Genomic DNA, 22,122 nt, shown 5'->3' on the forward strand with positions numbered 1-22,122 from the left:
TTTATGTTTATGTGATAAGTTATGTGATCAAAACATCATGAGAAGGGGAGGTTGTTTTGAACGACAATGTGCATTCTTGCGCGACCGGCGGCCTGTCGTCACGGTCCGGATCGTCGAATGGCGGGCGCCTGGCGTCGGCCTGCGCCCTCATGCTGATCGGCGCGAGCTATCCATCGATGGCAACGGCGCGGGCGAACGACGGCGCGATCGCCGCGGCCTCCGCCGATCAGGCGCCACTGGCCGCCGACGCCACGGGCACCATGGTCGAGGACATCGTCGTGACCGCCACCCGGCGCGCCGTGAACCTGCAGAAGGTTCCGGTAACGATCACGGCGCTGCCCGCCAGCACGCTGAAGTCCTTCAACATCACCGGCGTGCTGCAATTGTCGGACGCGGTGCCTGGGTTGCAGGTCGCGCCCAGTGGCGGCAACAACATCTATCTGCGCGGCGTCGGCACGACCAGCGCCGGCTATAACGAGGCGCAGGTCGCCGTCTATATCGACGGGCTTTATCTGCCCAATCCGGCGATGAGCATCTTCTCGTTCAACAATATCGAGCAGATCGAGGTGCTGAAGGGGCCGCAAGGCACGCTCTACGGACGCAACGCCACTGCTGGCCTGATCGCGGTGCGGACGCGCGATCCGGGCGAGCAGCTCAAGGTCGACGCCTCGCTGGGTTATGACAATTACGATACCCGTACCGAGACTCTCTATGTCTCGGCGCCGATCACGGGCAGCCTGTCAGGCAATGTCGCGGTGTACGACACCAAGCAATATCAGGGCTGGGGCAAGAACGTCTTCACCAGCAATGACATCCAGAAGAACCGGGAGACCGGCGTGCAGGCCAAGCTGCTGTGGGATGCGGGACCCAATACCAGGATCACCACCAACTTCATCTTCGACACCAACAACCGTACCTACGGCTATGGCTATCACATCCTGCCGGGTACGATCGGCGCCGACGGCACGACCTATGTCGGCAGGAACAATGTCGCGTCGCGCATCGATGCCAGCGCTCCGTTCAAGGCCTATATCGGCGCGCTCAAGATCCAGCAGGATCTCGGCTTCGCCACGCTGATGAGCCTGACCGGCTATCAGCACAGCAGCCAGAAGCCGACCAACCCTGCGAACAACGCCATATTGGGACAGCCTTTGCCCGGGCAGGGCTCGACCATCTTCGACTTCGACCAGACCAGCAGGACCTGGAGCCAGGAGCTTCAGCTCACGTCGAAGGCAGGCGCGTCGCGGCTGGAATGGGTCGCTGGCCTCTATTACTATAACGACAAGACCAAGATCGCCGCGGGCTCCTACAACACCTGCGTCGGAAACGCCTGCGCGACGGGTGCGGCACCGAACATCATCACCGGCCGGCCCAAGACCGACTCCTATTCGGGCTATGTCGACGGCACCTATAAGCTGTTCGACGCGACGCGGCTGACCATGGGCCTGCGTTACACCAACGAGACGAAGAGCATCACTGGCGAACAGGTGCCGTTGCCGGGCTTCCCGAACTCGGTCACCACCTTCCCGCCCGGCACGGTACTGTTTCCGGGGCAGCCCTTTCCTGGTTTCCCGAATGGCATCCCGACCAAGCTGAACTTCGAGAAGGTCACCTATCGCGTCGTTCTGGCCCAGGATTTCGGACCGAACGTGCATGGCTATGTATCCAACAATTACGGCTTCAAGTCGGGCGGCTTCAATGCGAATAATTTCAACAATCCGCCGGTGAAGCCGGAACTGCTGAATTCCTATGAGGTCGGGGTGAAGAGCGAGCTGTTCGATCGGCGCGTCCGGTTCAACCTCGCCTATTTCCACTATGACTATAAAGACGTGCAGGTCCGTTCGGCCGCCCCGCCGGCGCCTCCCGGCCGTTCGCTGCTCCAGAATGTCGGCAAGGAACGGATCAAGGGCGTCAATGGTGATTTCTCGATCATCCCGGTCCAGGGCCTGACCATCAACGGCGGGTTCGAGGTGCTCGACGCGAAATATACAAGGAACCCGGGACAGAGCTGCTCTTCACCCGGCCCGAACCAGGTCGTCGGCGGCGTGCTGGTCGGCACGGTGGTGACGGTGCCCTGCGATCTCGCCGGCTTCGACGTGGCCTTTGCCTCACCCTTCTCGGCGACCTTGGGCTTCAGCTACAAGCTGGAAACCGAGATGGGGGTTTTCACGCTCAACGCCAGCGATCGCTACACGAAGCGCTATCCGCTGCTGGCCGACCAGAGCATCTATGCGCCGGGCAGCCACATCGTGAATGCCAGCCTGGCATGGACCGCGCCGGACGGCCGGTTCGACGCCCAGGTCTACGTCCGCAACCTGACGAACAAATATACCTATGTGACCGGCTATGCCACGGCCGCGGGCTTTGCGGTGGTCCCCGGCGCGCCGCGCGTGATCGGCGCCACCGTGGGTTTCCATCTGTAGAGCTCCTCGCCGGCCCCCCGGTTCCGGCTCTAGGGTCGGTCGGGGGCGCCCGCAGGGAGCCGGATGCCGTTACTGGACAGGAATACAAATGCGATGCGCCTGATCTATTCGACCGCTGCCTGCTCGATCAGCCCGCACATCGTGCTCGAGGAGATCGGGCTGCCCTTCGAGACGCAGCGGGTATCGACCAAGGAGGGCGGCACGCGGACGGCGGACTATCTGAGGCTCAATCCGAAAGGCAAGGTCCCCGTGCTGATCCTCGACGATGGCCGGGTGATCACCGAGAATCCGGTGATCCTGCAGTTTCTCGCAAGGGCCCACCCCGATAGCGGATTGCTGCCTGAGCCTCTGTCCGAGGCGTTCGAGGCGCTGCAGGTCTGCGAGTATTTCTGCAATACGGTGCACAGCTTCGGGCTGACCCGTCTCTTCAATCCGCGCGCTTTCTGCGTGCATGAGGAGCATCATGCCGAAATCCGGGCGGAGGGCGCGCATGTCGTCGCCAAGGCGTTCGCGCTGGTCGCCCCTCGTCTCGAAGGTGCGTCCTTTCTGTTCGATCGCTTCTCGATCGCCGACGCGGTCCTGTTCTTCTTCGAATATCATGCCCGCCGGCTACAGCTCGCAATGCCGCCCGCGGTGGATCTGCATCTCGACCGGCTGCTGGAGCGGCCATCGATCCGCGCGGTATTGGCGCGTGAGGGGCTCGCCTAGGCCACCGTTTGTGAGGATGAATCGGATGACGGACGGAAGGCGTCGGATGCGCAACATCGCTCTCGCCGCGTTGATGACGGCGGCGCCGGCAGTATCTCCGGCGCAGGCTCCCTCGGCGATCGAGCCGCTCGTTGCCGGCGCGTTCACTCCCTATGTGTCGGTCAGCCCGGTCGTGCTGTCGGCGCCTGGCCGGGGGCTGGATCTGGAGGTTCGGGTATCCGCTCCGGTGACGGGCCGCCATCTGCCGATCATCATCTTCTCGCACGGCAATGGTTGGTCGCTCGACGGCTATGGTCCGCTCGTCCATTTCTGGGCGAGCCACGGCTTCATCGTCGTCCAGCCGACCCATCTGGATTCGCGGGCGCTGCGCCTCGATCCCGACGATCCGCGCAGGCCGTTGATCTGGCGATATCGGGTCAACGACATGAAGCGCATCCTCGACAATCTCGACAGGCTGGAAGCGTCGGTCCCCGGCCTGAAGGGAAGGGCTGACAGGACGCGTATCGCGGCGGTCGGGCACAGCTATGGCGGGCATACGACAGCCCTGCTGCTGGGCGCCCGCGTCATCGGCCGGGATCGCAGGATCGGTGAGGATTTGTCCGATCCGCGGATCAAGGTCGGCGTGCTCATCACGCCGAGCGGCAAGGGCGGGGGCGATCTCAGTCCGTTCGCCGCAGAACATTATCCCTTCCTGGACGTCAGCTTCGGCGAGATGACCGGCCGCGCCCTGGTCGTCGTGGGCGACAAGGATCAGTCGCGGCTCAGCGTCCGTGGCCCCGACTGGTCCACCGATGCCTATCATCTGAGTCCTGGCGCCGATTGCCTGGCGACCCTGTTCGGGGGAGAGCATCTGCTCGGCGGCATTTCGGGTTTCGAGGTCAAGGAGACGACCGACGAGAATCCGGACAGGGTCGCTGCGGTCCAGCGGATCAGCTGGGCCTATCTTCGTACCGCACTATATCCTGGCGATCCGGCCTGGGCGGCGATGAGTGCGGCCCTGAAGGCCGCGGCGAAACCCCAGGGGCGGATCGATTGCAAATGACCAATTCGGGGGCAGCCAGCACCATGTCGACCATCGCCATCGCACAGGGGACCGTCGTTTCGACCGACGGCACCGTCCTTGCCTACCAGCGGCTCGGCAGCGGAGCGCCGCTGGTCGTGTGTCATGGCTCCTTCTCGGTGGCGGGTGACTGGCGCCGTTTCGGCGAGGCGATGGCCACGAAGCGCACGGTCTATCTCTACGACCGGCGTGGTCGCGGGCTCAGCCAATTGGCGGCATCCGAATTCGCGCTTGATGCCGAAGTGGACGATCTGGCTGCGATCATGGCGCTTGCCGGGCCGGGAGCGGCGCTGCTCGGCCACAGTTTCGGGGGCGGCTGCGCCCTGAGCTTTGCGCAGCGAGAGAGCTTTACCGGCCCGCTGATCCTCTACGAGCCGCGCCATTCCACGCGGGTACCTGTGAGCCGAGGGCATATCCCGGAGCTTCAAAGGCTGATCGATGCCGGCGATCAGGATGCGGCCATGGCGTTCGCGCTGACCCATGTCGTCGGCCTGCCGTCCGAGGCCGTCGCTGGAATGCGCCAGTCTCCGATGTGGAAGGCACTATCGAGGACGATCGGCGCCTTTCCCAAAGAGTTGCGCCTGCTGGACAGCCTTGCATGGCGTCCCGGCGACCTGGATACGATTGCCGGGCCGGTGTCGCTGCTGATCGGCGAACAGAGCCCCGTGCTACCGGATGCCGTATCGCCCGACGTGGCGTTGCAGGAATTGCTGCCTGGCTTGCGCAAGCGGGTCATCCCGGGGGAGGGGCACCTTGCTTATGCATCCTCACCCGCACTGCTTGCCGATATCGTCTGCTGCTGCCTCACGGGGGGAGAAGATTGATGGTGTAGACGGGTGAGCGGAGGTGGCGTCCATTTCCGATGATCCGGCGCGGGCTCTGCCGATAATGATCGGGCCGAACCCCGGTGCCCGCCTCGTCGGGGAGCGTCATCGATCCGAAGTAGGGTGCCCGGCCGCTTGGCTGACCGATCGAATCCCTCCGTCTCCGTGGTCGACGAAACGCTCGGTGTACGGTCAGGGGGGGGGGGGCGGGGCGATCCAGCGGAAGAATTCGACGAAATATCCGCCGGGGTCGCACACGCGGAACTCGGTGGTACGGCCGCGGCAGCCGGGTTGGAAGCCGTCGTCGGGCCCGAGCGAGCCCGCGGCCCTCAGGCGGTCGTGCCATTGTTCGAGTTGATCGGTCTCGATCGACAGCGTCGCCCCCTTGTTGCGGCCGGGCACCGGGCGCTGGCTGCCGCTCACCGCATCGACAAGCCCAAGGCTCTGGCCGGGTGTTATGCGCAGCAGCACCAGCCAGTCCTGGTTGAAATAAGGCTCGAAGCCCAGCACCTCGCGGTACCAGCGCACCGCGGCGTCGAGATCGTCATAATAGAAGAAGGTGATCGTCCCGGCGATGTCGGGCCTGCCCTCCGCCGGCCCCGTCATCGCGATGCAGCCACCGTCATTGGTAGAAATCGATGTTCTGCTCGACCCGGTTGAGCGTGGCGCGCAGCGCGTCGAGCTCCGCGCGCGACAGGCCGGCCAGCGCCTCCTGCTGGTGGCGATAGGCGGTCAGCAGGATCGCTTCGAGCTTCTCGATCCCGGCCTGGGTCAGCGTCACCTCGGTCGCGCGTGAATCCTCCGTCGAGGCCTGGCGGGTCGCCAGGCCGTCGGCTTCGAGTTGCATGATGACGCGGCTGACGGTGGGCTGTTCCATCAGCGCCTGTTCGGCGATCTTGCCGATGGTGAGCGTGCCGTAGGACCGCAGCACGCTCATTACGCGCCAGCGCGACGGCTTGATTCCCTGGCTGCGCAGGCGCGCCTGCAATCTTTGATCGAGCCGGTTGGTCAGCCGGTAGAGCTGATAGGGAAGATAGTCGTTGAGCCAGCTGTTTCCGGCCTGCGCCTCTTCGAGGTTCGATCGCGCCGTTTCGCGGGGCTTTTGCAGCTTGGTCACGCGGAACAGCTTATAGCAACTATTGCGCTGGTCAATCGGGCAAACAGCATATACAGATAATAAAACATATATAAATGGATATTTATGGGAGGGGTGCTTGGCTGACGGATCGCGCGTGAACGAACAATGGTCATCCCGGCTCTCGTTCATCTATTCGATCGGCGCGGCGGCGATCGGCCTGGGGACGCTGTGGCGCTTCCCCTATGTCGCGGGGGCGAATGGCGGCGGCGCCTTCGTCATCCTCTACGCGCTGTTCGTCGTCGCGATCTGCGTTCCGCTGATGATCGCCGAAATGGCGATCGGCCGGCGCGGCCATGGCAGCGTGATCGCCAGCGTCGACGCCGCCATCGCGGCGAGTGGCGGTTCGCGAGGCTGGCGCGCCGTCGGCCTGCTCGGCCTGCTGATCCCCTTTTTCGGGCTCAGCTATTACAGCATCGTCGCAGGCTGGGCGATCGACTACAGCATCCTTTCGGTCGCGCAGGGCTTTTCCGGCTTCGATGCGGAGCGGTCGCGCGCCGCCTTCGGGGCGCTGGCGGCGTCGCCCGTCCGGGGCGGACTGCTCCAGCTCGGTTTCATCATGGCGACCGCCGCGGTGGTCGCGCTTGGCGTGCAGCGCGGAATCGAGACGGTCTCGCGGATCAAGATGATCGCGCTGTTCGCGATCCTGATCGGCCTGGTCATCTACAACGCCGTCACGATCGGGCTGATGCCCAGCGCCGTGTTCCTGCTGAAGCCCGATTTCGCGGCGCTCGGCGCCACCGGCGCGCTCACCGCGCTGGGTCAGGCATTGTTCTCGACCGCGATCGGCGCGGGCGTGCTGATGACCTACAGCGCCTATCTGCCCGCCAACGCATCGTTGCCGCGATCCTCTTTCGCGCTGTCGGGCGGCGTGATCGTCGTCGCGCTGCTGACCGGCTTCGCGATCTTCCCCGCCGTGCTCGCCTACGGCCTCAAGCCGGCCGAAGGTCCCAACCTGATCTTCGTCACCCTGCCCGTGGTGTTCGGGCAGATGGCGGGCGGGAGGATCATCGCGATCTTCTTCTTCGGGCTGATCGCCCTGGGCGCCTTCACCACGGCGGTCGGCATGCTCGAGCCGGTGGTCGCCCGGCTTCGCGAGACGATGAAGCTGGGTCGCGCGCCACTCGCCATCGGCGCCGGGCTGGCGATCTGGCTGATCGGCCTGCCCTCGCTATTGTCGTTCAACATATTGTCGGATTTCCACCCTCTCGCCGCGTTCGGCGCGGAGAGTCAGACGGCGTTCGATCTGCTCGATTTCACCATCGCCAACCTGATGCTGCCCGCCAGCGCGCTGATGCTCGCGCTGTTCGTCGGGTGGCGGTGCCGGACGATCGTCGGCCCTGGGGAAACCGGCCTTGGCCCGCGCGGCTTTCGGCTCTGGGGCCTCGTCGTCCGCTATGTCGCCCCGCTCGCCATTTTCGGGCTCGCCATTCACCTGCTCAGCTAGATCATGCTATACATATAGTCATATTCATATATAGATGAATGTATAAGGACGAGATGGAGCAAGATCCGCATGACCGCTGAAGCCGATTTCGGCCAATTTCGCGCGCAGTTCCCGACCACCGAGACGATGGTCTACCTCAACAGCGGATCCTACGGCCTGCTCGGCAACAGCGTGCGCGCGGCGATGGAGGCCTATCTGGCGGACCGGATCGCCAAGGGCGCGGACTGGGGCGCCTGGGTGGCGCTGGAGGACGAAGTCCGCCGGCGCATGGCCCGGCTGCTGGGCGGCGACGTCGACGAAGTCGCCGTGACGGCGTCGGCGTCGGCGGGCATCAACGCGGTGGCGAGCAGCATCGACTTCTCCGCGCGGCGCAAGGCGGTGGTCAGCAATTACGAGTTTCCGACCAGCGCCCAGATCTGGCACGCGCAGGAAAAGCGCGGCGCGCAGGTCGTCCATGTGGCGGAGGCCGCGGATCGCACGATCCCGCTCGCGCATTTCGATGCGGCGATCGACCATGACACCGCGATCGTCGCGCTGTCGCACGTCTGCTACCGCCATGGTGGCAAGCTGCCCGCCGACCAGATCCGCGAGATCGCCCGGATCGCGCATGAGCGCGGTGCGCTGGTGATCCTCGATTGCTACCAGTCGATCGGCACCGAACAGATCGACGTCCGCGCGCTGGGCGTCGACTTCTGCGTCGGCGGCATGCTCAAATATCTGCTCGGCTCGGCGGGCAGCGGCTTCCTGTGGGTGCGCGACGCGCTGACCTCCGTGCTGGTGCCCGGCACGTCGGGATGGTTCGCGCAGGCCGACGCCAACATGATGGACATCTTCGCGCATGATCCCAGCCCCAGCGCGCGCCGTTTCCAGGGCGGGACGCCACCGGTGCCGAGCCTCTACGCCGCCAAGGCGGGGCTCGACCTGATCCTCGACCTCGGCGTCGAGGCCATCGAGCGCCGCGTCCGCGCGCTCACTCGCCTGGCGCTCGACCGGCTGACGGAGGCGGACATCGCCGTCGCCACCCCGGACGACGATGCGCTGCGCGGGCCGATGATCGCGATCCCGGTGCGCGACGAGGATGCGTTCGTCGCGCAGTTGTTCGCGCAGAACATCGTGACGTCGAGCCGCGACGGCAACATCCGCGCGGGCTTCCATGCCTATAACAACGAAGCCGATGTCGAGCGCTTCGTCGATGCGCTGGTCCGGAGCGGCCAGTGCTTCGCGCGACGGGAAGCGGTGGGGTAGGGGGCCAGGCTGGGGCCTGGATCGAGCCGGGTTCTCCGACCTCCCCGTCGTCATTCCCGCGAAAGCGGGAATCCACGGTCACGGGGCATCAAGCCTCCAGCGGGCCGCCGTCCATGGATTCCCGCTTTCGCGGGAATGACGGAAAACAGGAAGTCGCTAGCCCCTCAGGCCTCAATAGTTGATCCCGGGGTTGTCGCCGGGATGGATGAGCCCGACCACGTCCATGCCGTCGGGATGCGTGCACTGCAACGAATGGCGATGCTTGCGCGGGAAGAAGATCACGTCGCCGGCGCGGACGCGGGCACGGACGCCCTCGTTCCAGATCACGCCCTCGCCCGACAGGATGATCAGCGCCTCCTCATAGAGGTGGCGGTGCATCTCGGCCCGGGATTGCGGGATATGGCCGATGAACTGGGTCGCGGTGGTCGAACCGATCCGCTTGTCGACGAGCATCTGGAAATAGCGCGGCCCCATGGCGTGGCGCTGGTTTTCGTCGACGCCGACCGTGCGATCGGGCCAGCGGGCGTCGAAATCGTCGGGCATCGTCGCCAGCTCGTCGAGCGCGTCGGTGGCGGGGCAAGCGTGGATATGGACGCCGAGCGGCGCATCGCCCTGCTGGGTGAAGCGGAATGCCTCACCGCCGCGGACATAGACGCCCATGTCCCTGGCGAGGGGGAAGCTGCGCCCGGAAATCTCGACGTTGCCTTGTCCGGCCATCGTCCAAAGCACGACGTCGCCGGCCGGAGACGCCAGCACGGGCGATCGGCCGCGCCGCAGTTCACCGTAGAATTGCGCCTGGTGCTGCGCGCCCATTGCGGTCGACACGATCGTGCGGCACCACCAGTCGCCAGCCGTCGCGGGGCGGGTCGCTTCGGCAGCGATCACATAGCAATGGCCGTCGAGCGAGCGGATGCCCTCGGCGTCGCTTTCCGCCCAGGGCAGGTCCTCGGCCCGTTCGGCCTCTTCGGCATAGCCGCCGGGAATGTTGCTGTGCGCGCCGTCGCAGAAGGGCCCCGTCGCGGTCTGCTTGCAGCCGCAGAACAACACTTCCTCGCCATCGACGGTGCAGTCGTAGCGGATCGGCTCAATGCCGGTCCCTTCGTGCGAACGGCCATCGCAAAAGGGTTGTCGCTTCGATCGCCCGCAGGCGCACCAGAGGTAGGAGCGCCCGGCCTTCAATTCCTTGTAGAACGGCTTGCGGCTTGCCACGATGGCATCGCCCATCGATATTCTCCCTGAAACGCACGACTATGCCGTCGCCTCGCCGGTGCGGCCGGCGACGGCATGACACGGCTATCGACCGGTCATTCGAGCCAGAGCGGCCGATCAATCTCGTACCAGATCTCAACTTCCATGTTGCGGTGATCCATCACCCCCAGGTGATAGGGATCGTTCTTCTTATATTCGGCATAGGGTCCGGGATAATCGCGGCGGCGCTTCTTGTAGGCCTCGAAGCTCGCCAGGTCCTCATATTCCCAGACGATGAAATGGCGGCCGCTGTTGGGGCCGGCGATTTCCTTGACGTAATAGCGCAGACTCTTCCATTCCTTGAACAGGTGGCGATGGGCGCCCACCCATTTGAGGAAATTCTGCATCGCGGCGTCGTGTTCGGCTTCCTTGCCCTGGATCGGAAACCAGCTTTCGGCTTCGAAGATCGCCATGTCAGCGCGCTCCCCTGCCGCCGCCGAACTCACCGCCATAGAGGCGCGCGACGCGCTCCAGCTCGGCATCGCTGGGCCGGCGCGGATCGGCGTCCATCGTCGCGGCACCAGCCGCGGCAGGCGCGCCCACCGCGACGCCCGCCATCGCGAGCGAGGCGAGCCCCAGCGCCTGGCGACGGCTGGTGACCAGTTTCTCGTCCATCTCCTGTCCTTTCATGGTGATCCAGTGGGCCGGAAGTCTAGAATGGACTGGATTTATGTCAATTCATTTCATATGAAAACGCATATTTATTGGGAGATCGAAATGCGGATTATCGGCCTGGCGCTCACGCTTCTGGGGACCGCCTGTGCGCTTCCCCCGGCCACTGCCGAACGGCCGGCGGCCCCGGTCGCGGCGCCGATCAAGGGGCAGATGACCTTCCTCTATTACAAGGACCTGCCGGCCGCCGCCGCCTTCTACGAGAAGCTGCTCGGCACGCCGCCGCAGGACACGCCGGCCTGGGTGCGGCTGTTCGACCTGACCGATACCGCCACGCTGGGGCTGGTCAATGCGCAGGACGGGACGCTGCGTCCGTCCGACAACAAGCCGGTGATGGTGACGGTGGTGGTCGACGGCGTCGCCGCGGTCGACGCCTGGTACGACCGCGTCCGCGCGCAGGGGATCGCGATCAGCGAGGAGCGCAAGACGACGCGGCTCGACGACAAGCGGTCGATCCATGCCTTTATCTTCAAGGATCCCGAGGGCTATGCGATCGAGATATTGAGCTGGACGGCCAGCCGGCCGCGTTGAGCCGGCGCTCCCTTCGGGGGGCGCCTTTTTATCTGATCCGCTCAGCCTTTCCTCAGAGTCTGACTCAAAAGTCCCCGCTCACCCTGAGGAAGCATTGAGCCTAGGCGAAATGCTGTCTCGAAGGGGCCTTCAAGGCTGGAAATATCCTTCGAGACAAAGCTTCGCCAAGCTCAGCCTTTCCTCAGGAGGAGCGGGACAGTCGCGTCAAATGAAACGCTCGATGCTCTGAAAAGAAGAACCCCCGCCGGCGCCCTGCCGACGGGGGTTGTTCTTTTGGGCAGGTGGCAGGCGGCGACCGAATGGTCGCCGGCCGCCAGGATCAGAACTTCACGCTGCCCCGCACGCCCCAGCGCCGCAGTCCCGGCACCACGGCGGCGCCGTTGGCGAAGCCGAAGTCGAAGGAGGCAGTGTAATATTTCTTGTCGAACAGGTTCTCGACATAACCGACGATGCGGAAGCGGTCATTCTCCACGCCGATCCGCAGATTGGCCTTGCCATAGCCCTTCACCTCATAGGGGAAGCGCGGCTGCCCGGTCAGCACCGCGGCGATGTTGTTGACCGTGGTATAGGCGTCGTCGGTGTAGAAATATTCGCCGCGCACGAACGCGTCGAAATCGCCGGTCAGCGGCACGGTATATTGGGCGAAGGTCGACAGCGTCCATTCCGGCGCCTTGGGCAGCGGCTTGCCCGACAGGTCGACCGTGCCGAAATTGGTGCGCGCATCGGCGAATTTGTCGAACCGCGCCCTGAGATAGCCGATGTTCAGCCCGAGCTCGAGCTGGTCGGTCGGCGCCGCGAGCAGTTCGAGCTCGGCGCCCTTGCTGGTCGCGCTCGCCGCATTCGATATGCCGGCATAGTTGATGATGTTGCCGTTGGCGTCGCGGCCGATGACGCCCGAGCTCACCTGCACGTTGTTCCAGTCGATGTAGAACAGGGCGAGGTTGGCGCGCAGGCGGTTGTCGAACAGGGTGCTCTTCACGCCCACTTCGTAGTTCCACAGGGTCTCCGCGCCGAAGTCGCTGCGCGCGCGTTGCGGATCGAGCTCGAAGCCGCCCGACTTCCAGCCCTTCGAGGCGCTTGCGTAGAGATTGACGTGGTCCGCCGCCTTATATTTGATCACGAAGCGCGGCGACACGTCGCTGAAGCTGCGGCTGCCCTGCACGTTCTGGAGCGGGCCGCCGAACTCGATCTGATCCTCGAACCGCTTGATCTTGTCGTGCGAATAGCGGGCGCCCGCGGTCAGCGAGAGTGCGTCGGTGACGTCGAAGGTCGCTTCGGCGAAGAGCGCCTTGGATGTGATCTTCTGATTGTAGTGCGACAGCTCGATCGGGAAATCCTCGGGCAGGCCGATGTCGTTCTGGACACCCGCCGCGATAAACTCGCCCTCGCGATGCTTGTCCTGCGCATAGACGGCGCCGACGATCCAGTTCAGCCGCTTGTCGCCGACCGACTGAACGCGGAACTCCTGCGAGAAGCTCTTGCGCCGTTCATAGTTGAAGCCTTCGCGCAGGAAGTCGACGCTGGAGAAGTCGAGCTCGCCGCTGCGGTCGAACTTGGCGGAGCCGTAGCCGGTGATGCTGGTGACGCCGACATTCTCGCCGGTCCAGGCGACCCGGCCGACCGCGATATGATATTCATTGTCGACCACCAGCGGCGCATCGTGCGCATAGTTGCGGCGGTTGTTTGGATAGAAGCCGAGATTGGCGTCGACCGGGCAGGAGAAGGTGACGCCCGGGCAGATCGACTTGATGAAGTCGCTCAGCACGCCGGTATGGATCAGGCCGAAATCGTCGTCCTCTTCCCTGGTGTAGTTGTACGACAGGTCGATCGTCAGTGCGTCGGTCGGCGTCGCGCGCAGCGAAAGGCGCGCCGCCTTGTAGTCGCGGCCGTTGCCGCCGCCGATCGGCGCCTTGTTGTTGAACTCGCCGTTGGAGGTTTCCCATTTGCCGGCGGCGCGGATCGCGACCATGTCGCTCAGCGGCACGTTGACCATGCCGCCCAGCTCATAGGTGCCGAAGCGGCCCGCCATCACATTGGCCTCGCCGGCGAAGCCCGTCGTGTCGGGTTTCGCGGTGTTGAGGCTCATCACGCCGCCCGACGCGTTGCGTCCGAAATAGGTGCCCTGCGGCCCGCGCAGCACCTCGATCCGCTCCATGTCGATCAGGTGCGGGTTGAGCGCGATGTTCGAGATGTTGAAGTCGTCGAGATAGATACCGAACGACGATGCGTTGCCGCCGACGTTGGAGATGCCGCGCAGCGCCAGGCCAAGCGCGCTGCTCGACACGTTGTTGCCGCTGCGCACCGGGCTGTCGGTGATGAAGACGTTGGGCGTGTTCTGGAAATAGGCGCCGACGTCCTGGATGTTCGCACGCTGCAGTTCCTGCGTGTTGAACGCGGTCACCGCGACCGGCACGTTCTGGATGCTTTCGCTGCGCCGCTGGGCAGTGACGACGATGTCCTCCAGCCCCTGATTCTCGCCATCGGCCGCGCTCTGCGCCGATGCCTGGCCACCGATCGCCAGCAGGGCGGCAATCGCGCTGCCGCTGGCCATGCGCAGCATATGGTTGGTCATCCTTTTCATTGGTTCAGCCTCCCTCTCATCACCTTATTCAGCATCCATGGGGCGATATCTCGTGACCCTCGGTATCGGTATAATCAGTTTATGCTTAAAAGTGTATATGAAATTGAATAGATTTGCGCGAGCCTGAAAATGGCTGGCCGGAGCTACCGGCGCGGCGCGAAGATGGCGTCGAGCCGCGCGGGCGCCGACGGATCGCGCTCCAGCCGCGGATAGCGCAGCCCCATGGTGCAGGCGACCCTGACGTCGCGCACCGCATCGGCGCGCCTGACCGTCAGCGTCAGCGGGTCCGTGCGTCCCTTGCAGGCCCTGACGGCCTGATCGAGGTGGCCGGGCTCATAGGTCCGGCCGTCGACCGCGAGGATCTGGGTGCCGATTGTCAGCGCGGCGGCGAAAGCCGGGCCGTCCCATATCACGTCAGTGATGGTGCCGCCCTTGTCCGCCGTCAGGCCGATCGACCAGCTCAGGTCGGTGACGCCGCGCTGCGTCTCTCCGCTGCGGAAGAAACCGGTCGGCGTGTCGGTATAGACCAGGCGATAGCCGCCGCGCGCCAGCCCGTCGAGCGGCGCGTCGGGTGCGACCTCGTCGACGCGGTCGTGGAAATAGCGGGCCCAATCCCACGGGGCGATCGCGTTCAATCCCGCCACGACATCGTCGAAGACATAGGGAACCGGCCGATAGGACCCGTCGTCGATCGAGAAGAAGGCCCGAACGAAATCGTCGAGGCTGCGCTTGCCGCCCGACAGCGCGCGGATTCGCGTGTCGACGTCGAGCCAGATAAGCTGTCCTTCGAGATAATAGTCGGCGCCCCGCTGCCAGTTGGGCCAGGGCTGCGCGCCTTCGGCGTAGATCGAATGATTGGTGGTATCGAGCAGCGGGCGCCATTGCCGGCCGGTCCGGTTCTGCATCGTCGCGGCGCTCAGCGCGAAATTGTCGAGCCCTTCCTGCAGGCTGTGCAGTCCCGAACGCACGGACAGCACGGCACCGAGATAGCGCGTCAGCCCTTCATAGACCCACAGCAGGCTGTTCTGCATCGGCGTGTCGAGCGTAGGGGTCAGCAGGTCCGCGCCGCGACGGAACTTGCCGTTCCAGCTATGGACGAATTCGTGCGGCAGCAGTTCCCGGCTCGGCGCGGTGCCGGCCCAGTCGGTGAAATAGTCGGGGACCGTGAAATTCTCGCTCGACCGGCTGTGCTCGGCGCCGAGGCTGCCGATCCTCTCGGTCAGGCCGAGCAGGAAGTCATAATGGTCGTAGTGGCGCGATCCGAACAGCTTGAGGCTCTGGTCGACCAGCCGGCGATGCGCTTCGATCTGCGCAGGGGTGGCGGCGAGCAACTCGGGCCGGTCGGCGAAGACCGCCAGCCCGACCGGAGCCTTCGATTCTTCGAGCTTGTAGCGCGCGGAATAGCGGCCGGCGAGGATCGGCGAATCGACCAGCGTCTCATAATCGACCGGCTTGAAGCGGATCACGCCGTCGGCGACGCTGTCGGTTGTGAGCGCGGTGGCGAACTGCCAGGCGTCGGGCAGGCGGACCGATGCCTGCACCGTCATCCGGCGCGAGGGGTAGCCCGCCGGATAGGGCGCCAGCGATGTCCATTGCAGGTCGATCATCGCCGGGCTGACCTCGATCCGGCCCATCTTCGGATCGGTCGGGGAGAGATATTGGAAGCCGAGCTCGATCGTGTCCGTTCCTTCCGGCACGTCGATATGGATCGCGTGCATCATGACCGGGTCGCGCTTCCAGCCGATCCGGGTGCCTTCGGCATGCACGGTCAGTCCGGCGATCCGCGCGATCGGTCCCGATGGGGCATGGTGGCCCGGCACCCAGCGCGGGAAATAGATCGTCATCGGCCCGGGGCCCGTCACGGGCAAGGTCATCGTCCCGCGCAGGATCGCGCGGGAGACGTCGCGCGCGTCGATCGCCAGCCGGATGACGCCGGGATAATCGGCATCGCGCAATGGCATGCCGGCCTGTAGCGACCCCATGCCCTGGCCCTGCGCCGCATGCGGCGCGAGGACGAGAAGTGCGGCACACGCCGCCGCAACCTTGCCGATCATCGAACTTCCTCCCCCCGTCGATACCGGCCGACTCCGGTATTAATCTATATTATATCATATGATTTTGTATGTTTATCAAGTCGATTGATCGGCGGTATCTTCGGCGGAAAGGAAAGCGCGCGAGGTCTGGGGAGGGGGCGTCGGCCTTCACGAGCGAGCGAGGGGCGTACCGCCAAGGTCGGCCCTGCCCGCCGGCAACCGGATCGGGGGCCGGTATGGCGGGCCCGTTCAGAGCTCGCCGAAGCGGTCGCGTACCCAGTCGGCGATGTAGCTTTTGACAGGCTCCATACTGTCAGCGCTGCAATGCTCGACGCCGCCTTCGCGCTCAGTGAACAGCTTGAGTTCGACACGAGGGCTGTTGATCGCCTGGTCGCGGCTCTGATGGGCATATTCGCGCGGGATCTGCCGATCGTTCGCGCCGTGGGTGATCAGGAAGGGCACGGTCATGTTCTGCATATGCCCGTTGAGCGTCACCTTGGGCATCAGCGCCATGAAGCTGTCCATGTCCGGCTGGCCCCAGACCCACATGACATGCTCCCAATAATGGGGCACCGGATTCTCGCCCTCGTTCTTCAGCCGGCGCGACTGGAGCCCGCCCCAGTCATGGTTGCCGCCCCAGGCGACGCACAGCTTGAAGCGCTTCTCGTAGATCGCGGCGCGCGGCGCATAATAGCCGCCGAGCGACCAGCCCATCATCCCGATCCGGTCCCTGTCGACGTCGGTGCGCGTCTCGAGAGCGTCGATGGCGGCCCCCGCCCAGCGCTCGGTGTCGTGGATCGCGGGCAGGCCGTTGAGGCGCAGCGCCTCCCCGACGCCGGGCTGGTCGACCGCGAGCACCGAGATGCCGCGCCTGGCGAAGGTGTCGCCGATCGACAGGGCGATCATCTCCTTGACGCTGTCGAGGCCGTTGCAGAACACCATCGTCGGACGCGGCCCTTCGCCCTCTCCGGGGATGAACAGGCCCGGGAAGCTCGATCCTTCGAACGGGATGTCGATCCGTTCCCAGCCGAGCCCGGAGGCGTCGATCGCGCGCTGCATGGTGTCGAGCATGGTGCGGTACATCCGCTTGCGCGGCGCATAGTCGCGCGCCTGCATGCGTTCGGCGGTCATGTAATAGGCGGTCGCGCGCCGATATTTCTCCCCGGCGCTCAGTGCGTTCCCGGCCGCCTCGCATTCCTCGCCCAGCTCCACCAGCCGGTCCGCCATCCGGCCCCAGCTATCGAAGAAGGCCGCGGTTCCCTTGTCGGCGCCCTCGCGCGCGATCTCGCGCACCTCGTCATTGGCCTTGTCGATCTCCCCCATCGCCGCGCCCATGCACAGGCAGATGTTGACGCTGAGGTTCCAGACGTAGTTTCCGGGAAATGGTTCGTACATCATACCTCCTTCAGGCGGGTTCGGATGGTTGCGCGGCCTCGTTGGCGACGAGCCGTGCATAGATGCGGCGGGCGCGGGTCGAGCCGTTGTCGATGGCGAGCAGAGCGGGCCTGAGGTCGAACAGGTCGGCGTCGCCCAGCGCCCGCTGCTGCGCCTCGATCATCGGCTTGTCCTCCTGTTCGAAGGCCACGCGCAGACCCGCCGCCATCGCGGCGTTGTAGGCGGGGTCGTCGGTGCGGTAGTTGCGCGAGTTGCAGTAGAAATAATGCGTCGTCGCCGCGGTCTCCGGCGTCATGACGTGCGCGTTCCAGGTGTCGATCCCTTCTTCCCGCGGCCGGCCCATCGGCGTCGCCCCGGTGCGCAGGATCATCACCCCGTCCGGGTGCCACAGCACCTCGGTCCACATGTCGGTGTCGATCATCGGATCGGGCATTTCCGGGCGGAAGATCGGGATCGCCGGCTCGCCGCTCGCTAGCCACTGGACGAACACCGCATCGCCGCGCTCCTCGACATGCGCGCGGGTCCGGGTGATCGATCCGCCGCCCAGCGTCGCGGGGTGCAGATAATCGGCATGCGACAGGTCGAGGATATTGTCCTCGAGCAGTTTGTGGCTGGCGGCCGTGTACATATAGCCTTTGCTGAACGCATGCTCGCCCGCCGTGTCGACGAAGGCCATGTCCGGAATCGCGGCGGCGTCGGCGCGGTCGGGATCGCCGGTCCACACCCACAGGATGCGGTGCCGCTCGACGCAGGGGTAGGTGCGGATCGCCAGCGCGCCGGTGATCGCGCCGTGCGGGTTGTCGATGCACCGTCCCGATGCGCCGTCGAACGTCAGCCCATGATAGCCGCAACGGACAGTCGCACCCCGGGTCCGGCCCATGTGCAGCGGAGCGAGGCGATGCGGACAGCGGTCGGCGACGGCGAACAGCGACTCCCCGTCGCGCCAGAACAGGATCGCCTCGCCGACGATCGTGCGGGCGAGCGGGGCGCCCTCGGCCAATTCGTCGGCCCAACCCGCAAAATACCAGCAGTTCCGCAGGAAGCTCATCGCGTGCCCTCTGTCCAATGGACCATCGGCAGGCCCGCGACCGGGCTGTTGAAGGCCGGTATCCGGGTTGCGCGCAGGCCGCCAAGATAGACGGTCCCGAGGTCGGGGCCGCCGAAGGTGATGCTGGCGAGCCAGGGGCAGATGCGCCCGCCGCACGCCATCAGCGTGTCGAACGCGACCGGCTTGCCGGAAGCGAACTCCGCTTCGAAACGGGCTGTCGCCTGCGGATCGCCATCGTTGAGCAGTTCGAGGAGATCGCCCTCCGGGGTGATCGCCACCAGCCGGTCGGCGAAGATCATCGTCGCCCAGAGATTGCCGAAGGCGTCGAAGGCGATACCGTCGATCACGCCGTCGCCCAGGTTCGACGGGCCGTAGACCTCCCGGTCGGTCAGCGATCCGTCGGGCTGCACCCGCAGGCGCGAGACCCGCTTGCCGGTGGTCTCCGCGACGTAGAGCCATTCCTCCCTGGCATCGAGGCGGATCTCGTTGGTGAAGTGGAAGCCGTCGGCGACGATGCGGATGCCGCGTTCGTCGAGCAAGCAGATGCAGCCGTCCGCGAGCGTCGGCGTTATGGCGTCGCTCCATGGATTGACCTGGGTCGACACGGTGATCCACAGCCTGTCGCGGCTGTCGCGCAGCACGAAATTGACCTTGCCCAGCGGCTTTCCGTCGAGGCTGTCCGCCAGCACGCGGGTCCTGCCGTCGCGCGTCATCAGCTCCAGCCGGTCGGTGCCGAAGTTGGAGATCAGGATGTCGCCGTTGCGGGCGAAGGCGAGGCCGTTGGGCAGCGTGCCGCCGAGCAGGCTCCCGGCCGCATCGGCGGTGATGTCGAAATGCGGGTCCGCCTGCTGGACGACGAGCCGCTGCGAGCCGTCGGCGTCGATCCGCATCACCCCGCCGCGCGCATCGGCGCTCCACAAGGTGCCGTCGGGTTCGGCGAGGATGCATTCGGGGCGCTGCAGGTCGCGGCCGACATAGCGGATCGCGGCCGGGTCGACGCGCCAGTCGCGCAAGGGGTTGTCGGGTCGCGCCATCCTCAGTCCTCGATGATCGCCACGGCGCGTGTCCACCCGGCGGAGGCGGCACGGATCTTCATCGGAAAGCAGGCGATGGTGAAGCCTGTCGCCGGGAGCGCTTCCAGATTGTGGAGCTTCTCCAGGTGGCAATAGCCGATGTCGCGGCCGGCCTTGTGTCCTTCCCAGATCAGACCGGCATCGCCGGTCGCGAGGTATTTCTCGCGGGTGTGAACGAACGGCGCGTCCCAGCTCCAGCCATCGGTACCGGTCAGCCGCACGCCGCGTTCGAGCAGGTAGATGGTCGCCTCATAGCCCATGCCGCAGCCGGAGGTGACATAGTCGTCCCGGCCGTAGCGCTGCCCGGCCGCCGTGTTGACGACGACGATCTCCAGCGGCGACAACCGATGGCCGATCCGCTCCAGCTCGGCCTCGACGTCGGCCGCGGTCACGACGTAGCCGTCCTCGAAATGGCGGAAGTCGAGCTTGACGCCGGGCTGGAAGCACCAGTCGAGCGGCACCTCGTCGATGGTGATCGCGCGCTCGCCTTTGTTCATGGTCGAGGCGAAATGATAGGGCGCGTCGAGATGGGTGCCATTGTGGGTGATCAGCTCGATCTTCTCAATCGCCCAGGCCTCCCCGTCGGGCAGGTCCTCGGGCGCTAGACCGGGGAAGAAGCCAGCCAGCGCCGGGACCGACATCTTGTGGTCGATATAGTCGATCTTCGGCCGGAACGGCGGCGGATCGGAGATCACGTCGTTTTCGAGATAGATGGAGAGGTCGATGATCCGTCGCGCCATGGTCAGAACTCCACCCGGTCACCGCCCTTGAGGCCGAGGATCTCGCGCGCTTCCGCGGGGGTGGCGGGTTCGTGCCCCATCTCCGCCAGGATGCGCCTGATCTTCTCGACCTGCTGGGCGTTGGAGGCGGCGAGCACGCCGCGCTCGATGAACAGGCTGTCCTCCAGCCCGACGCGGACATGCCCGCCGAGCAAGGCGGCCTGGGTCAGGAACGGCATCTGGTGCCGGCCGGCGGCGAGCACCGACCATTGGTAGCTGTCCTTGCCGAACAGCCGGTCGCAGGTCTGCTTCATGAACATGAGGTTGTCGAGGTCGGCGCCGATCCCGCCGAGGATGCCGAACACCATCTGCACGAAGAAGCCGGGCTTGATCAGGCCGCGATCGAGGAAGTGGGCGAGGTTGTAGAGATGACCGACATCGTAGCATTCATGCTCGAAACGGGTGCCCGCGTCCGACAGCGTCTCCAGGATATAGGCGATGTCGCGGAAGGTGTTGCGGAAGATATAGTCGTCGGAGTTCCGTACATAGGCTTCTTCCCAGTCGTGCTTCCACGACGATATCCGCCGCGCGGCCGGGAAGAAGGCGAAGTTGATCGATCCCATGTTGAGCGAGCAGAGCTCGGGCTTGAACCTTGCCGCCGCCGCCAGCCGCTCGGCCACCGTCATCGTGATAGCGCCGCCGGTGGTGATGTTGACGACGGCGTCGGTCGCCTGGCGGATGACAGGCAGGAAGCGGCCATAGACGTCGGGGTCGCCGGTCGGCCGGCCGTCTTCCGGCATGCGGGCGTGGAGGTGGAGGATCGCGGCGCCCGCCTCGGCTGCGGCGATCGACTGGTCCGCGATCTGCTCGGGCGTGATCGGCAGCGCGTCCGACATGGTCGGGACATGCGCGCTGCCCGTCACCGCGCAGGATATGATGATCTTCGCCATTAGCCGACCGCCTGTTCTTCCTTGATGAGTTTGCGAAGGATGCGCCGCGCGCGCACCGCGCCGGCGTCGCCCTCCAGGATGACGGGGTGCATCTCCCAGAAATCCTCGCCGCCGATCGCCTCGTGCTGGGCCATGATCATCGGCTTGTCCTGATGCTCGAAGGCGAGTTGGAAGCCCTGGTCGAGCGCGGCGTGGAGCTGATCGTCGTCGCGGCGGAAGTCGCGCGCGTTCGACCAGAAATAATGGGTGCTGTTGTCGGTCTCGGGCGTCATCAGATGCACGCCTGGCGCTTCCCGGCCGATCCGCTCCGGCTGGCCCGTGCCGGTCACGCCGACGACGAGTTGCATGTTGCCGGGCGGGTACCAGGTGACGTCGAGCCAGCGGTCGACTGGCTTGCCTTCGGTTTCGTAGAGCAGCTCGAGCGCCGTCGGCAGTATCTCGTTCCGCGTCAGCCGGTTGGAATGGACGACATTCCCCACCTGCTTCACCTCGATCTCGGCATGGCGGACCGCCTCGCTGCCCAGCAGGCCCTTGTGCAGGAACTCGATATGGCCGAGGTCCATGATGTTGTCGGTCATATATTCGTAATTGGCCGGGGTGTGCATGTAGCCGCGGTTGATCGCGAAGCGATCGGGATCGAGCCCGACCAGATCGGGGATGGCCGACGGATCGGCCGTGTCCGGATCGCCCATCCAGATCCACGCCAGCAGGTGCCGCACCACCACCTTATAGGTCTGGACCCGGGCGTTGGCCGGAATCTGCCCGCTGCCGTGCGGGTTGAACAGGCATTGTCCGTCGAGGCCGAAGCGGAGGCCGTGATAGGCGCATTCGATCGCGTCGCCCATGCGGGTACCGATGCTGAGCGGCGCAAAGCGATGCGGGCAGCGGTTGCGGAGCGCGCGCACTTCGCCCTCGGCATCGCGCGTCAGCAGGATGTCCTCGTTCAGGATGCGACGATGGAAGGTCCCTTGCTCGGGGATTTCGTCGTCCCACGCCGCGACATACCAGCAGTTGCGGAGGAAGGGCATGT

The 22,122-nt window shown here is 65.3% G+C and carries 20 protein-coding genes; 7 read left to right on the forward strand and 13 right to left on the reverse strand.

What is annotated here, in order from left to right; translation table 11 throughout:
* Positions 1-56 precede the first annotated feature (56 nt).
* The 4 genes from B5X82_RS00890 (at position 57) to B5X82_RS00905 (ending at position 5,015) form a co-directional block, all read left to right on the forward strand.
* Positions 57-2,423 carry a TonB-dependent receptor gene (locus B5X82_RS00890; protein WP_079646158.1) on the forward strand — a complete coding sequence of 789 codons (2,367 nt, stop codon included), beginning with the start codon at positions 57-59 and terminating at the stop codon, positions 2,421-2,423.
* A 93-nt stretch (positions 2,424-2,516) separates the two neighbouring features.
* Entirely contained in the window at positions 2,517-3,131 is a 615-nt protein-coding gene (locus tag B5X82_RS00895) for a glutathione S-transferase family protein (RefSeq protein WP_176152433.1), read from the forward strand.
* A 46-nt stretch (positions 3,132-3,177) separates the two neighbouring features.
* Complete coding sequence (locus B5X82_RS00900) at positions 3,178-4,173, forward strand: alpha/beta hydrolase family protein (protein WP_209046040.1); 996 nt, start codon at positions 3,178-3,180, stop codon at positions 4,171-4,173.
* Between the two features lie 23 nt (positions 4,174-4,196).
* Complete coding sequence (locus B5X82_RS00905) at positions 4,197-5,015, forward strand: alpha/beta fold hydrolase (RefSeq protein ID WP_176152434.1); 819 nt, start codon at positions 4,197-4,199, stop codon at positions 5,013-5,015.
* A 192-nt stretch (positions 5,016-5,207) separates the two neighbouring features.
* Here the strand turns inward: B5X82_RS00905 and B5X82_RS00910 are convergent, their stop codons facing one another.
* Both B5X82_RS00910 and B5X82_RS00915 read right to left on the reverse strand, forming a co-directional pair.
* The gene (locus B5X82_RS00910) at positions 5,208-5,621 is read right to left on the reverse strand and encodes a VOC family protein (protein WP_079646161.1); all 414 of its coding nucleotides are present in this window, start codon (positions 5,619-5,621) and stop codon (positions 5,208-5,210) included.
* 16 nt (positions 5,622-5,637) lie between these two features.
* Entirely contained in the window at positions 5,638-6,132 is a 495-nt protein-coding gene (locus B5X82_RS00915) for a MarR family winged helix-turn-helix transcriptional regulator (RefSeq protein WP_079646162.1), read from the reverse strand.
* Positions 6,133-6,229: 97 nt separating this feature from the next.
* Here B5X82_RS00915 and B5X82_RS00920 point away from each other — a divergent pair, with 97 nt between their 5' ends.
* Entirely contained in the window at positions 6,230-7,597 is a 1,368-nt protein-coding gene (locus B5X82_RS00920; protein ID WP_079646163.1) for a sodium-dependent transporter, read from the forward strand.
* A gap of 69 nt (positions 7,598-7,666) precedes the next feature.
* On the forward strand, positions 7,667-8,842 hold the full coding sequence (locus tag B5X82_RS00925; RefSeq protein ID WP_079646164.1) for an aminotransferase class V-fold PLP-dependent enzyme: 1,176 nt from the start codon (positions 7,667-7,669) through the stop codon (positions 8,840-8,842).
* A gap of 171 nt (positions 8,843-9,013) precedes the next feature.
* On the opposite strand, the gene B5X82_RS00930 is transcribed toward B5X82_RS00925, so the two are convergent.
* The 3 genes from B5X82_RS00930 to B5X82_RS00940 all read right to left on the reverse strand — a co-directional run bounded on the left by B5X82_RS00930 (position 9,014) and on the right by B5X82_RS00940 (position 10,705).
* Complete coding sequence (locus tag B5X82_RS00930) at positions 9,014-10,066, reverse strand: cupin domain-containing protein (protein ID WP_079646165.1); 1,053 nt, start codon at positions 10,064-10,066, stop codon at positions 9,014-9,016.
* A gap of 80 nt (positions 10,067-10,146) precedes the next feature.
* A complete protein-coding gene (locus tag B5X82_RS00935) occupies positions 10,147-10,503 on the reverse strand; it encodes a hypothetical protein (protein WP_079646166.1) in 357 nt (118 codons plus the stop codon).
* Position 10,504: 1 nt separating this feature from the next.
* Entirely contained in the window at positions 10,505-10,705 is a 201-nt protein-coding gene (locus B5X82_RS00940) for a hypothetical protein (RefSeq protein WP_079646167.1), read from the reverse strand.
* 102 nt (positions 10,706-10,807) lie between these two features.
* Between B5X82_RS00940 and B5X82_RS00945 the strand changes: the two genes are divergently transcribed.
* Positions 10,808-11,293, forward strand: a complete 486-nt coding sequence (locus B5X82_RS00945) for a VOC family protein (protein WP_235862565.1) — start codon at positions 10,808-10,810, stop codon at positions 11,291-11,293.
* Positions 11,294-11,612: 319 nt separating this feature from the next.
* On the opposite strand, the gene B5X82_RS00950 is transcribed toward B5X82_RS00945, so the two are convergent.
* From B5X82_RS00950 to B5X82_RS00985, 8 genes are all read right to left on the reverse strand, one after another.
* Positions 11,613-13,874 (reverse strand): TonB-dependent receptor, encoded by a 2,262-nt coding sequence (locus B5X82_RS00950; protein ID WP_079646169.1) that lies wholly within the window; start codon positions 13,872-13,874, stop codon positions 11,613-11,615.
* A 143-nt stretch (positions 13,875-14,017) separates the two neighbouring features.
* On the reverse strand, positions 14,018-15,928 hold the full coding sequence (locus tag B5X82_RS00955) for a M61 family metallopeptidase (protein WP_079646170.1): 1,911 nt from the start codon (positions 15,926-15,928) through the stop codon (positions 14,018-14,020).
* A 228-nt stretch (positions 15,929-16,156) separates the two neighbouring features.
* Positions 16,157-17,302, reverse strand: coding sequence for an alpha/beta hydrolase family protein (locus B5X82_RS00960; protein ID WP_079646171.1), 1,146 nt, complete (start codon positions 17,300-17,302; stop codon positions 16,157-16,159).
* Positions 17,303-17,312: 10 nt separating this feature from the next.
* Positions 17,313-18,350 carry an aromatic ring-hydroxylating dioxygenase subunit alpha gene (locus B5X82_RS00965; protein WP_079646172.1) on the reverse strand — a complete coding sequence of 346 codons (1,038 nt, stop codon included), beginning with the start codon at positions 18,348-18,350 and terminating at the stop codon, positions 17,313-17,315.
* Positions 18,347-19,384, reverse strand: coding sequence for an SMP-30/gluconolactonase/LRE family protein (locus B5X82_RS00970; protein ID WP_079646173.1), 1,038 nt, complete (start codon positions 19,382-19,384; stop codon positions 18,347-18,349). The genes B5X82_RS00965 and B5X82_RS00970 overlap by 4 nt, the downstream gene beginning before the upstream one ends.
* Positions 19,385-19,386: 2 nt before the next feature.
* Entirely contained in the window at positions 19,387-20,163 is a 777-nt protein-coding gene (locus B5X82_RS00975) for a cyclase family protein (RefSeq protein ID WP_079646174.1), read from the reverse strand.
* Positions 20,164-20,165: 2 nt separating this feature from the next.
* Entirely contained in the window at positions 20,166-21,092 is a 927-nt protein-coding gene (locus tag B5X82_RS00980) for a BKACE family enzyme (RefSeq protein ID WP_079646175.1), read from the reverse strand.
* Entirely contained in the window at positions 21,092-22,120 is a 1,029-nt protein-coding gene (locus B5X82_RS00985) for an aromatic ring-hydroxylating dioxygenase subunit alpha (protein ID WP_079646176.1), read from the reverse strand. The genes B5X82_RS00980 and B5X82_RS00985 overlap by 1 nt, the downstream gene beginning before the upstream one ends.
* Positions 22,121-22,122: the final 2 nt, after the last annotated feature.

Source organism: Rhizorhabdus histidinilytica (assembly GCF_900167915.1).
Lineage (GTDB): Bacteria > Pseudomonadota > Alphaproteobacteria > Sphingomonadales > Sphingomonadaceae > Rhizorhabdus > Rhizorhabdus histidinilytica.